The following is a 14,203-nucleotide window of genomic DNA, read 5'->3' as shown; positions in this document are numbered from 1 at the left end:
TAAAAAAATACTGATTTATATATATTGTTTAGGCTATTTGCAAATGAGTGACCTTTCTCAAAGAATTGCTGGTTTATCTCCAGAAAAGCTAAAACTACTCACCCAAAAATTAAACCAAAAAAAAGGAGATACCTTATCAAAAACCCAAATTCAACCTCATCATCAAAAATCAAACACTTTCCCCCTATCATTTTCGCAACAGCGTTTATGGTTCCTCGACCAATTAGAACCTGGGAACCCAGCATTTAACATCTGCCAATTTATGCGCTTGTCAGGTTGGCTAAATGTGGCAGCCTTAGAACAGAGTTTTCAAGCACTTGTCAACCGTCATCAAACTTTACGCACTACATTTAGCTTAGTTGATGGACAACCTGTTCAAGTAATTTCGCCTGCTACTGTATTTAAATTACAAGTAGTCAATTTACAAGCACTACCTCTAGAACAAAGAGAGGCAGAAGTTCTATCTTTAGCTAATCAAGAAACTCAAAAATCTTTTGATTTAAGCAAAGATTGTTTACTACGTGTGAGTTTATTGCAACTGAGCGAAACTGAGCATATTTTATTGTTAACCATCCACCATATTGCTGCTGATGCTTGGTCAATAGGTGTATTAATTAATGAAATTACAAAGCTTTATGAAAACTTTTCTCGTGGTTATGCAGCACAACTTCCTGAACTACCAATACAGTATGTAGACTTTGCAGTTTGGCAACGTCAATATTTGCAAGGAGAAAAATTAGCAACTTTGCTGAGTTACTGGCAGCAAAAATTAGGTGGTCAACTTCCTGTAGTTGAATTGCCTACAGATATGCCAAGACCAAAATTACCAACTTTCAATGGTGCTAGGCAATGTCTTGTTTTATCTCAAACTTTCTCAGAACAATTGAAAACGTTGTATCAACGAGAAGGTATTACCTTATTTATGATTCTGTTGGCAGTATTTAAAACACTACTTTATTGGTATACAGGGCAAGCAGATATAATTATCGGTACTGATATTGCTAACCGTAACCAAGTAGAAGTTAGAGGTTTAATTGGTTTTTTTGTTAACCAAATAGTTTTACGCACTAATTTATCAGGAAACCCTTCTTTTCGTGAATTACTTGAACGAGTCCGTGAGGTAACTTTAGATGCCTATGCTCATCAAGATTTGCCTTTTGACAAACTTGTAGATGTGCTAAACCCAGTCAGACATATGGCTCGTTCACCTTTATTTCAAGTCAAGTTAATTTTAGAAAATACTCAAACTCCAGCTTTAAAACTTTCCAATTTGACTATCACACCTTTAACTGTTGAAAAAAAGACAACCCAGCTTGATTTATTATGGGAAATTACAGAAACACCACAGGGAATAGTCGCAGCATTAGAGTATAACACCGATTTATTTTATCGCACTAGCATAGCGCGAATGCTCAAACATTTTGAAATGCTATTAAATCAAGTTGCTGCTAACCCAACAGCCAGGTTAAGCGAATTAATTGAAGTGTTAATAGCAGCAGATAAACAAGCAGAATCGATCCAAAATCAAAATACCAAAGCAACCTATAAAGCAAAACTAAAAACTATTAAGCGTCAGATTATTCATCCTGCCCCTACAACAGAGGATTCCTTATGAAGAAATTAGATAAAGTTATTAAACGCCAAACAGTACAATTAGCCCACAATGAATTAATTAAACTAGAATATCTCAGCAAAAATAATACACTACCGCTAGTCATTAGTCCCTATATTAATGATATTGATATTACTGATTGGGTTGAGGCTAATCGTCAATTAATTGAAGAAAAATTACTGCTCAATGGAGCTATACTATTTCGAGGCTTTAATATTACTAGTGCTGCAGAATTTGAACGTTTTAGTTTAGCAATTTGCTCAGAACTTTTTCACGAAAATGGCGAACATCCCCGGAATAGCGTGAGCGGGAATGTTTATACACCAGTTTTTTATCCTAGCGATCGCAAGTTATTATGGCACAATGAAAACTCTTTTAATCATCGCTGGCCTAAAAAGATTTTATTTGGTTGTCGTCAACCAGCCCAACAAGGAGGCGAAACCCCGATAGTTGATAGTCGCCAAGTTTTTCAACGCCTAAATCCCCAAATTAGGGAAACATTTATTGAAAAACAAGTGATGTATGTCCGTAATTATGGTAACGGTTTAGGGCTAAACTGGCAAACAGTTTTTCAAAGTGAAAATAAAGCAGAAGTTGAAGCAATTTGTCAACAAAATTTTGTAAATTTTACCTGGAAGCCAGATGGCAGTTTAAGAACTTTTTCTATTCGTCCAGCAATAGCAAAACATCCGCAAACAGGGGAACTGACTTGGTTTAATCAGGCTCAACATTGGCATCCGGCTTGTTTAGATAAGCAAACTAGAGAATCACTGTTTTCTTCATTTGCAGCATCAGATTTACCCCGTAATTGCTATTACGGTGATGGTACTGTCATTGAAGATGCAATCATGGCAGAAATTTGTGAACTTTATCAAGAATTAGAAGTAAGCTTCCCCTGGCAGCAAGGAGATGTGTTACTCCTAGATAACTTGTTGACGGCTCATGCACGTAATTCCTTTATTGGTGAAAGAAAGTTATTAGTAGCTATGGGCGAAATGACAAGCTTTGCAGATATTAATAATTAAAGGTAATAAATAAAAATGCCTCAACAAATACAAGGATTTCAACTTTCTCCCCAACAAAAGCGGCTATGGATGTTACAACAAAATAGCTCAGTTTACTTAACTAAATGTGCCATTCTCCTTGAAGGGAATTTACAAGTGAATATTTTAAAAGCCGCTTTACAAAAAGTGCTTGACAGGCATGAAATACTCCGCACTAGTTTTCATCAAGCCAGAGGTTTAAAAATTCCCGTTCAAGTTGTCGAAGATCATGTTTCTTTAGCTTGGGATGAAAGCAATTTTTTAGCAGCAAATATTGAGAATCTTTTGCAAGAATTTCCTTGGCAGAATATCAACTGGGAACAAAATTCTTTATTACAGACAACTTTGATTAAGCTATCAGATGAAAAGCACATTCTCCTGATAAATCTCCCTGCTATGTGTGCTGATGCTGCATCGTTAAATAACTTAGTTGCTGAAATTAGCAGTTGTTATAGTGGTGATAAATTAGCTGATGCACATTTACAATATGCTGATATTGCTGCTTGGCAAAATGAACTATTAACATCAGAAGAGACACTGGCTAACAGAAAGAATTGGCAACAACTAGATATTTCTCATCTGGAGAGTTGTAAATTAGCTTTTGAATCTCCAATTTCTCCAGAATCAGAATTTAAACCTGAATATTTTAAGTTGTCAATTGCTAGTGAGCTAATTAATAAAATCGCGGAGATTGTTCAAAATTATCAATGTTCTCTAAGTGTATTTTTACTAACTTGTTGGTTAATTTTATTGTGGCGGCTGACCGACGAAGCAAAGCCAATTATTGGGCTAGGTTGCGATGGTCGTAATTATGAAGAACTCAAATCAGCAATCGGTTTATTGGCTAAATATTTGCCTTTGAGTCGCGACGTTAACCAAAGCGATCGCTTCAGTGATATCTTAAATAAACTGAGCAACTCTACAACCGAATTAACCGAATGGCAAGAGAGTTTTGCTTGGGAACAAATTACAGAAAATTTATTTTTTCCCTTCTGTTTTGAATTTACAGAAGCTACTCATCAGTATCAAGCTAGTGATATCAAATTTGCGATTTATCAAAAATCTGCTTGCGTTGACCGATTTAAAGTTAAACTAATTTGCGATTGTACCCCCAACCAAAGCATCAACGCAGAATTTCATTACGATGCTCATCTCTTTGCTAGCGCAGATATTCAACGGTTAGCCAATCAATACTACACATTATTAATTAGTGCTATTGCAAACCCTACAGCAACCATCTCACAATTAAATATTCTCAGCAACCAAGAACGTCAGCAAATTTTAGTTGACTTCAACAATACTCAAACCACACAACTGCAATACGAGTGCATTCATCACTGGTTTGAACAACAGTGTCATTCCACACCCGATAATATTGCTGTTGTCTTTCAAGACCAAAAACTAACTTATCAACAATTAAATAGCCGTGCTAATCAATTAGCTCATTACCTGCAAAAATTAGGTATAGGGCCCGATGTATTAGTAGGAATTTGTCTAGAGCGTTCTTTATGGATGGTCATTGGTTTATTAGCTATCCTCAAAGCCGGCGCAGCTTACGTACCTTTAGACCCTGCTTATCCCGCAGAACGTCAAACTTATATTATTGCTGATACTCAAACACCTTTAGTTATCACACAGCAACATCTAGCCAATGGTTTAGCTACAGATAAAGTACAACTGCTTTGTATTGATAGAGACTGGTCAGTTATCGCCCAAGAAACCACCAAAAATCTCCTGACTCAGACAAACTCTCAAAACCTCGCCTACGTTATTTATACTTCCGGTTCCACAGGTCAACCCAAAGGAACCTTAATTACTCATCAAGGACTAGTTAATTATCTAAGTTGGTGTACCCAAGCCTACAATGTTGAGCAAGGAACAGGTACAATAGTCCACTCTCCTTTAGGCTTTGACTTGACAGTTACGAGTTTGTTTTCGCCTTTACTCGTAGGTACTCCAGTAGAACTTTTACCAGAAAATCAAGGAATTGATGCACTCGCTTTGGCTTTACGTCGCAGTCATAATTTAAGCCTAGTCAAAATTACCCCTGCACATTTAGATTTACTTAAAGGACAACTATCACCAACAGAAATAGTTGGTCGGACAAAAGCTTTTATTATCGGTGGCGAAAACTTGTTAGCAGAAAAATTAACTTTTTGGCAAGATTTTGCTCCCGAAACGATACTAATTAACGAATATGGCCCTACAGAAACCGTAGTGGGTTGTTGTATTTATCAAGTACCAAATAATCCCCGCGATTCTGGGTCAATTCCGATTGGTCAACCCATTGCTAATACCCAACATTATGTATTAGATAAACATTGGCAACCTGTTCCTATTGGTGTAGTTGGTGAATTATATATAGCTGGTTTAGGACTGGCTCGTGGTTACTTAAATCAACCAGAATTAACTGCCCAAAAATTTATTCCTCACCCCTTCACTCACAAACCTGGAGAACGCCTTTATCGAACAGGTGATTTAGCCCGTTATCGTCCAGACGGGACTCTCGAATTTCTCGGACGTATCGACAACCAAGTGAAGATTCGTGGTTTTAGAATTGAACTAGGAGAAATAGCCGCAGTATTAGAGCAACATCCAGAAATAAAAGAAGTTGTCGTAATTGCCCGTGAAGACGTAGATAAACAAAAGCATTTAGTGGCGTATTTTGTGGTTAATGAAAAATCAGATATTTCTATTAGTCAACTGCGCCATTATTTATTAGAAAAACTACCAGATTATATGGTTCCTCCGGCTTTGATAAAATTAGATGCTTTGCCATTAACACCTAACGGTAAAGTAGATTATCGAGCCTTACCAGAACAAGGACAACTGGATTTAACCCAAACCTACGTTGCTCCCGCATCTGAACTAGAGCAAATTATTACCAATATCTGGCAAGAATTATTGCATATCGAAAAAGTTGGGATTCATCATAATTTCTTTGATATTGGCGGTCATTCTTTACTCATGGTTCAGGTTCACAATAAACTGCAAACAGCATTAAATAGAGAGATATCAATGCTAGACTTATTTCAGTATCCAACTATTAGTAAATTTGCTAAATATCTCACTCAAAAATCAGATAATAAATCTGATTTACCAAATTACGGAATCAATGAAAATCAACGAGAATCTCGCCAACAACGCCGACAACTTAGGCAAGAACATAGAGCAACAAATAATTAATAACGCATCACTCAGCAATTTCAAACTATGAATAACTCCCCCCCATCTGATTACCTCGATGCAATAGCCATAATTGGCATGGCAGGTTGTTTTCCTGGTGCGAAAAATATTGATGAATTTTGGCAAAATCTCCGAGATGGTATAGAGTCAATAGCTGTTTTTTCTGATGCAGAGTTAATTAATGCTGGCGTAGAACCAAATTTATTAAATCAACCTAATTATGTTAAAGCTGGCGGTATATTAACTGATATAGATTTATTTGATGCCTCGTTTTTTAACTTTCATCCCAGAGAAGCTGAAATTACTGACCCGCAACACCGTTTTTTGCTAGAGTGTGCCTGGAATGCCCTAGAAAATGCTGGTTACGACAGTGAAACTTATTCAGGCCGAATTGGGGTTTTTGCTGGCGCAAGTATGAGTAGTTATTTTTTGTCTAATCTCTATACAAACCGCCAGCTGATACAATCAGTAGGTGGTAAACAAATTGCGATCGCCAACAGTCAAGATTTTCTCCCTACCTTAATTTCTTATAAACTAAACTTGCAAGGGCCGAGTGTGAATGTGCAAACCTCCTGCTCTACATCCTTAGTTGCGGTGCATTTCGCTTGCCAAAGCTTACTCAACGGCGAAAGTGATATAGCCTTGGCAGGTGGAGTTTCCATCTCCGTACCACACAAAACTGGTTATGCTTATCAAGAAGGCAGTATTTTATCTCCTGATGGACACTGCCGGGCTTTTGATGCCCAAGCCCAAGGAACAGTTAGCGGTAACGGTGTGGGTCTTGTAGTTCTCAAACGCTTAGAAGATGCGATCGCCGATCATGATACTATTCACGCTATAGTCAAAGCCTCCGCTATTAATAACGATGGTTCAGCAAAAATTGGCTACACTGCACCCAGCATCACAGGTCAAGCCAAAGTCATAGCCGAAGCACTGGCTGTTGCCAGAATATCACCAGAGAAAATAAGTTATCTAGAAGCTCATGGTACAGGCACAGTTCTCGGCGATCCTATAGAAATTGCCGCACTCACACAAGCTTTTCGCACCAAGACAAATAAAAAATCTTACTGTGCCATTGGTTCAGTCAAAACCAACGTCGGACACCTAGATACAGCCGCAGGTGTCACAGGTTTAATCAAAACCGTTTTAGCCCTAAAGCACAAACAAATCCCTCCTAGTCTGCATTTCCAACAACCTAACTCCAAAATTGACTTTGCCAATAGCCCCTTCTACGTCAATAGCCAGTTATCACAATGGCAGTCTGATACAACACCCCGCTATGCCGGAGTCAGTTCCTTTGGTATTGGTGGTACTAATGCTCATGTGATTTTAGAAGAGTTCCCCCAGGAACAACTGCCATCGAGTAGGGGAGCAGGGGAGCAAGGGAGATTTGAGTTATTATTACTCTCTGCCAAAACTAGTACAGCTTTAGAAACTGCCACCACCAATTTAATTCAACATTTACAGCAAAATCCCGAACTGAATATAGCTGATGTTGCTTATACCTTGAGCGTGGGTAGACGAACTTTTGACCATCGCCGCGCCGTAGTTTGCCAAACCCTAGACGATGCAGTGCAAGTGTTACAAGTAAAAGCATCGCCACGAGTTTTAACTCGTTATCACGCACAATCTACTCGACAAATTGGGTTTATGTTTCCCGGGCAAGGTACTCAGTATGTAGATATGGGTAAAGAACTATACCAAACTGAGCCAATCTTCCGAGAACAAGTAGACTACTGCTGTGAATTACTCAAACCTTTGCTAGAGCTAGATTTACGCAATGTCATCTACCCGCAACCACAACAGCAAGAAACAGCAACTTTACAACTACAGCAAACCTACATCACCCAGCCAGCATTATTTGTCATTGAATATGCGTTAGCGCAGTTGTGGATGTCTTGGGGCATCAAACCTAGTGCCATGATTGGTCATAGCATTGGCGAATATGTCGCCGCTACTATCGCTGGTGTCTTCTCCTTAGAAGAGGCACTGATATTAATAGCAACTCGCGGCAAATTAATCCAGCCACTGCCTTCAGGCGCAATGTTAGCTGTGCCAATATCAGCAGCAGAAATTCAACCTTTGTTGGATGAACAACTTTCTTTAGCGGCAATTAATAGCCCTAATTTGTGTGTGGTTTCGGGAACAGAAACAGCAATTACAGAATTACAAAACCAATTCTCAGCTAAAGGCATTGACTGCCGCCGTCTGCATACCTCCCATGCGTTTCATTCTCAAATGATGGACGCAATTTTAGAGCCATTTGAGGAGGTACTGAGCAAAATTAACCTAAATTCGCCCAAAATTCCTTTTATTTCTAACGTCACAGGTAATTGGATAACCGCAGCACAAGCCACAGACGCGAAATATTGGGTAAAACATCTGCGTCAAACAGTACGGTTTAGCGAAGGAATTGCCAAATTGCGGCAACAGCCAGCGCAAATTCTCTTAGAAGTCGGCCCTTCCAAGGCTTTAACTACCTTAGTTAACAAGCAAAAGCTCACAGAACAAATAGTCCTTCCTTCCCTGCGACATCCACAAAACCAACAATCAGATCGAGCATTTTTGCTCAATACACTTGCGCAACTGTGGTTAGCAGGAATCGCCATTGATTGGTCAGAATTTTATCGTCATCAACAACCTTATCGGATTCCCTTACCGACATATCCCTTTGAACGCCAAAGATACTGGATTGATCCATTAGGCGATCGCAATTTTACCTCATCACCTGAGCCAGAAATTATCGTGTCACAACCAACACTTATCAATCAACCTACACCAACTAATCAGACTTTATCAATATTAAAAGAAATTTTTAGTCATTCTTTGGGGATAAAATTATCAGCAATTAATATAAATACACCTTTTATTGAAATGGGTGTAGACTCTCTTTTATTACTACAAATCAACCGCGCCATTCAAGAACAATTAAAAATCCAAGTTCCTTTTCACATCTTTTTGCAAGATTCACTCACCATTGCTTCTCTCGCCGAATATATCGCCCCACAAGCACCGCCAATAGAACTCACCAGCATTGCACCGCAAATCCCATCCACAGCAAATCAGCAATTAGCACAACCTGTCAATCATCATATTGAGCAGATTCTTTTACAACATCTTCAAGTAATGTCTAAATTAGTAGACTTATTACCAGAGAAAAATTCACTCCAAATTAATCAAATTTCTACTAATAGTCAAAATTCCAACTTAACTTCTCAACCTCCTCAACCTACTTTTCCCTCCCCACCCACACCGCCAGCATCCACAAATTTATTAACTCCCCATCAACAAATTCATTTAGATAGATTAATTACTCGGTTTGTCCACAAAACCCAAGAATCCAAACGACTCTCACAAGAATATCGTTCCTATCATGCCAATAGCCGAGCCGTTACCGGCTTTTTTCCTGATATTAAAGAGATGATTTATCCAATTCACGGACAGCGTGGAGTCGGAGCCAGACTTTGGGATGTGGATGGTAACGAATATGTAGACATCTCAATGGGATTTGGGACACTGTTATTTGGTCATTCCCCATCCTTTGTGATTGAAGCTATTCAACAACAGATTCAAAATGGTATATTACATGGCCCCCAATCGCGCCTGGCTGGCCAAGTAGCCAAATTAATCTGCGAACTCACAGGTGCAGAACGAGCCGCTTTATGTAACACAGGCTCAGAAGCCGTGATGGGAGCCATACGCCTAGCCCGCACCGCCACAGGACGCACCAAAATAGCTTTATTTGCTGGTTCATATCATGGCAATTTAGACGAAGTTCTGATGAAAGCTGCTATAAATACTAATGAAAATGTCTCTGCTGTACCGAAGGCTTTAGGGATTCCTCAATATATGGCAGAGAATGTGATGATTCTCAACTATGGTACTCCTGAATCCTTAGAAATAATTCAAGCTCATGCCCATGAATTAGCCGCCGTCTTAGTTGAACCAGTACAAAGTAGCCACCCAGATTTACAACCCAAAGAATTTCTTTATAAATTGAGACAGCTAACCCAAACAACAGGAATTGTCTTAATCTTTGATGAAGTCATTACAGGCTTTCGGATGCACCCTGGTGGTATTCAAAGCTTGTGGGGTATAAAAGCAGATATTACTACCTATGGTAAAGCAATTGCGGCTGGTTTACCAATTGGTGCGATCGCGGGTAAAGCCGCTTTGATGGATGCCTTAGATGGGGGGATGTGGAACTACGGTGATGAATCCTATCCCCAAGCAAAAAATACCTTATTCGCAGGTACTTTTTTCAAACATCCTCTAGCGATGGCTGCCGCTTTTGCTGCCTTAACTCATATTAAAAATTCCGGGACAAAACTTCAAGAAGAATTAACTCAAAAAACAGCCAATTTAGCCCATACACTAAATACATTCTTTACCGAACAACAAGTACCAATTCGAGTAATTAATTTTGGTTCTCTTTTCCGATTTAATTTTCAGAATAATTCTTTACTCTCTAATTTGTTCTATTACTATTTATTAGAAAAAGGCATTTATGTTTGGGAAGGCAGAACACTTTATTTATCTACAGCACATACTGAAGAAGATATAGAATATATTATCCAAGCCGTCAAAGCCAGTATAGTAGAAATGCAAGCAGGAGAGTTTTTGCCCCCTGCACCATTAAAAAGTTCCGCTTTTCTCCCTCGCAAATTTAATCAAAAAGAACTGGAATCAGCCTTAGTGAAAATTCAGCCACAAGGCTCTAAACAACCTTTATTTTTTATTCATCCTATCGGTGGAAATGTTTTTTGCTACAAAGAATTAGCCCGTTGCTTAGGTTCCGAGCAACCTTTTTATGGACTGCAAGCCCCAAGTTTATTTGGCGAATGTCAAACCTATAACCAAATAGAAGATATGGCGGCTCATTATATTGCCGCTATCCGTACTGTACAGTCACAAGGGCCATACTATCTAGGCGGATGGTCACTAGGAAGCATCATTGCTTTTGAAATGGCTCAACAACTGCAACAGCAAGTTCAACAAGTACCGGGACTATTTTTATTAGATAATGCCGCACCGACTGTTTGCAGTCAACATATAATTATGCAGCCGCCAGATAACTCTCGGATTTTAGCTAATTTTGCCTATGATTTGGCCAGTTCTGCTGGTAAAAATTTATCAGTATCATCCGAGCAGTTTCCACAAATGCACTATGAAGAGCAATTGCATTATGTTTTTGAGCAGTTGCGTCTAGCTCATGTAATTCCTGCTAATTTTAGTTTTGATAATTTTTACCTGTTTCTGCAAGTTTATCAAAACAACTTGCAAGCAGTTTGGAACTACACACCAAAAGTATATTCAAATCGGATGATTCTCTTGCAAGCTAGCGAGAGTAATGAAGGGTTTGATTATCCTCATGATCCTAGTTGGGGCTGGAGTAAATTATCTTCTGAACCACTAGCAATATATACAATTCCCGGTAATCATTACACAATGCTGATTCAACCTCATGTGCAGATTTTAGCGGAGCAATTAAACAACTGTCTAAGTCAGTTAGAGCCTGGATTAATTGTTAAATAACACAACTATAAATTCTCCTCACATTCACTACAAATTCAGATGTTATGGATACCACCCAAACTAAAAATCATCCAACTGCTGCAACCACACATCAAGCTGTAGAAATAGAATTTAATCCTCGTCAACAACAGCATTTAGAAACATTAATTACGCGTTACACTCAACGCACCAAAACATCAAAACAACTGGCTCAAAAATATCGTCATGTTTTTGCCAATAATAGGGGTGCTGTAGGATTTAATCTTCTTTTAAAAGAAATGTTTTATCCTATTTTGACCGAACGTTCTCTAGGCTCCAGAATGTGGGATGTTGATGGTAATGAATATATAGACCTGACTGGTGGATATGGCATACACTTATGCGGTTATAATCCACCATTTATCAAAAAAGCGATCGCCCAGCAACTAGAACATGGCATACAAAGCGGCCCACAAGCAGCCTTAGCAGGTGAAGTTGCAGAGTTAATCTCAGAACTAACGGGAATGGAACGAGTAGCTTTTTGTAGTGTAGGTACAGAAGCAATCATGCTCGCACTACGCACAGCCAGAGCCGCAACAAATCGTCACAAAATTGCTCTATTTTCTGGTTCGTATCATGGCATTTTTGATGGAACTTTAGTAAAAGCCCAAACCTCAGATAGTAATCATCCTACAGGAATTCCCGAGTATCCAGGAGTCACACCCAATACCGCCGAAGATGTCTTGGTTTTAGAATATGGCAGTCCTGAGTCGTTAGAAATCATTAAAATCTATCAGCAAGAATTAGCTGCTGTTCTTGTCGAACCTGTACAGCAACACCGCCTAGGTTTTCAACCCACAGTCTTTATTCACCAACTGCGACAATTAACGCAAACATTAGGCATAGCATTAATTTTCGATGAAATGAATACTGGCTTCCGCATTCATCCAGGTGGCGCGCAAGCATGGTTTGGCGTTACCGCCGACATCGCCACCTACGGAAAAATCGTTGGTGGTGGTATGCCCTTAGCCGCAGTAGCAGGTAAAGCTATTTATCTGGATACCATTGATGGGGGTATGTGGAATTATGGTGATATGTCTTCTCCCGATGTACCAACTACCTGGTCTGGAACAAGTTACTGTAGACATTCTTTCTCTTTAGCTGCGGCGCGTGCTTTATTGCAATATTTAAAAGTTCAAGGCTCAACCTTACAAGACAAGTTAAACCAAACTACTTCCCAATTTATAGACAGAATGAATATTTACTTTGACAAAGAAAATTTACCTATTCAATTGTCAAATTTTGGCTCATTTTTCAATGTTAATTTGTTAGAAACTTCGGAGTTTCTTCAAGACCCTACCTTTTTTATAGGTCTGCAACTCATATTTAAACACATGATTTCTCGAGGAGTTCTCATGCCCAAAGGTGATGGTTTTTTCTCGCAAGCACATACACCACAAGATATTGACTTCATTGTTCAAACTGTAAAAGATAGTGTAAATGCTCTTAGAGAAGGTGGCTTTTTAAATACTTAACTTTGTAGTTATGTAAATAGTACAGCTTAAGTTTAATTCTGCAACGATCCTCAGAGAACAAGGAGAAAATTTTCATGACTTTATTAAATACATATTCTGAATATGATGCTTGGGCTTGGATTTATCACAAAACATTAGGTGTTAGATATTGCAGTCCGAGATTACAAATTTTAGAAAAACTACTATTAAAACATCTACCTCATCAAGCAAATATACTAGACCTATGTTGTGGTACAGGGCAAGTAGCACAACATCTCATAGCTAAAGGCTATGAACTAACTGGCATAGATAACTCGCAAAAGATGATAGACTATGCCCGAAAGACTGCACCTAGTGGGAAATTTATTGTAGATGATGCACGTTCATTTCAATTACCATCTACTTTCGATGCAGTGATTTCTACAAGTGCAGGCTTAAACCATATTTTGAATATTGACGAACTGAAAAAAGTTTTTGAAAATGTGTATGCAGCCTTGCAGGAAAATAGCTGGTTTTTATTCGATTTAAATTTGGATAAAGCTTATCAGATACACGATGAGCAAGGTACTCTTGTTGAAGGCTACATTGAAGATGACTACGCTTTAGCCATATCTAGAAGTCACAATCATGAAAGTAACACCAGTTGTTTAAAATTAGCCATATTTTATCTATTGGAAACAGGTTGGCAACGTTCAAACCTTATTTGCCCAGTTAAAGGTTACTCCCAACCAGAAATTGAATATATTCTCGAAAAGGTAGGATTTACCGAAATCAATGTCTATAATTGTCACGGGGATTTAGAGTTAACAGAATCTGATGATTTTGTGTACTTTGTTGCGCGTAAAAGATAAAACAAGCAGCATGTAGCAAACCTATTTGATGTAAAAACTTATTCCTCAAGAGAAACAACCGAAAACTTTTTAACTGACTAATGGTAAATAACAATGAATAGAGAACATAGTGAAGATACAACAATTTACAAAGTTGTCGTGAATGACGAAGAACAATATTCCATTTGGCCTGCTTACCGAGAAAATGCCCTTGGTTGGAAAGATGCAGGTAAAACTGGCAGCAAATCAGAATGTTTAGAATACATTAAAGAAATTTGGACTGATATGAGACCTTTAAGTTTAAGGAAGAAAATGGAAGAATCATCAAACCAAGATTAATCAGCATCAATCAGTCGGGGGTCTTTTTCCCCGACTGATTGAATACAAATAAATTGTAAATGTGCTGGGTGTTGTCAACCTAGTACAGGTCGGCGTAAATAAACAGACTATAGACCATAAGAGATTGCTAAAAGGCTTGTGGCATCGTTATTCTTTCTTTTTCCTTTTGCCTTTTTCCTTTTGCCT

7 protein-coding genes are annotated in these 14,203 nt (G+C 38.6%); all 7 read left to right on the top strand.

The window, feature by feature from the left end:
* The first annotated feature begins 43 nt into the window (after positions 1 to 43).
* The 7 genes from H6G69_RS03540 (at position 44) to H6G69_RS03500 (ending at position 14,017) form a co-directional block, all read left to right on the top strand.
* Positions 44 to 1,615: a condensation domain-containing protein gene (locus H6G69_RS03540; protein WP_190681655.1), complete on the top strand. Its 1,572-nt coding sequence runs from the start codon at positions 44 to 46 to the stop codon at positions 1,613 to 1,615.
* Entirely contained in the window at positions 1,612 to 2,637 is a 1,026-nt protein-coding gene (locus H6G69_RS03535) for a TauD/TfdA family dioxygenase (RefSeq protein WP_190681652.1), read from the top strand. Before H6G69_RS03540 ends, H6G69_RS03535 begins: the two co-directional genes overlap by 4 nt.
* A gap of 15 nt (positions 2,638 to 2,652) precedes the next feature.
* Positions 2,653 to 5,841 carry a non-ribosomal peptide synthetase gene (locus tag H6G69_RS03530; protein ID WP_190681648.1) on the top strand — a complete coding sequence of 1,063 codons (3,189 nt, stop codon included), beginning with the start codon at positions 2,653 to 2,655 and terminating at the stop codon, positions 5,839 to 5,841.
* Between the two features lie 27 nt (positions 5,842 to 5,868).
* Positions 5,869 to 11,376 (top strand): type I polyketide synthase, encoded by a 5,508-nt coding sequence (locus H6G69_RS33745; protein ID WP_242071963.1) that lies wholly within the window; start codon positions 5,869 to 5,871, stop codon positions 11,374 to 11,376.
* 44 nt (positions 11,377 to 11,420) lie between these two features.
* Positions 11,421 to 12,869, top strand: a complete 1,449-nt coding sequence (locus H6G69_RS03510; RefSeq protein ID WP_190681645.1) for an aspartate aminotransferase family protein — start codon at positions 11,421 to 11,423, stop codon at positions 12,867 to 12,869.
* 74 nt (positions 12,870 to 12,943) lie between these two features.
* Positions 12,944 to 13,699 (top strand): class I SAM-dependent methyltransferase, encoded by a 756-nt coding sequence (locus H6G69_RS03505; protein ID WP_190681642.1) that lies wholly within the window; start codon positions 12,944 to 12,946, stop codon positions 13,697 to 13,699.
* A gap of 93 nt (positions 13,700 to 13,792) precedes the next feature.
* Positions 13,793 to 14,017, top strand: coding sequence for an MbtH family protein (locus tag H6G69_RS03500; RefSeq protein WP_190681640.1), 225 nt, complete (start codon positions 13,793 to 13,795; stop codon positions 14,015 to 14,017).
* Positions 14,018 to 14,203 lie beyond the last annotated feature (186 nt).

Source organism: Nostoc sp. FACHB-110 (assembly GCF_014697425.1).
Classification (GTDB): domain Bacteria; phylum Cyanobacteriota; class Cyanobacteriia; order Cyanobacteriales; family Nostocaceae; genus Nostoc_B.
The sequence above is the reverse complement of the archived record's forward strand: the minus strand, read 5'-3'. Positions and strand labels throughout refer to the sequence as shown.

Bases quoted from the DNA above. Each gene is read 5' to 3' on its own strand.
- H6G69_RS03505 (WP_190681642.1), top strand. From the start codon at position 12,944: ATGACTTTATTAAATACATATTCTGAATATGATGCTTGGGCTTGGATT.
- H6G69_RS03535 (WP_190681652.1), top strand. From the start codon at position 1,612: ATGAAGAAATTAGATAAAGTTATTAAACGCCAAACAGTACAATTAGCC.
- H6G69_RS03530 (WP_190681648.1), top strand. From the start codon at position 2,653: ATGCCTCAACAAATACAAGGATTTCAACTTTCTCCCCAACAAAAGCGG.
- H6G69_RS03500 (WP_190681640.1), top strand. From the start codon at position 13,793: ATGAATAGAGAACATAGTGAAGATACAACAATTTACAAAGTTGTCGTG.
- H6G69_RS33745 (WP_242071963.1), top strand. From the start codon at position 5,869: ATGAATAACTCCCCCCCATCTGATTACCTCGATGCAATAGCCATAATT.
- H6G69_RS03510 (WP_190681645.1), top strand. From the start codon at position 11,421: ATGGATACCACCCAAACTAAAAATCATCCAACTGCTGCAACCACACAT.
- H6G69_RS03540 (WP_190681655.1), top strand. From the start codon at position 44: ATGAGTGACCTTTCTCAAAGAATTGCTGGTTTATCTCCAGAAAAGCTA.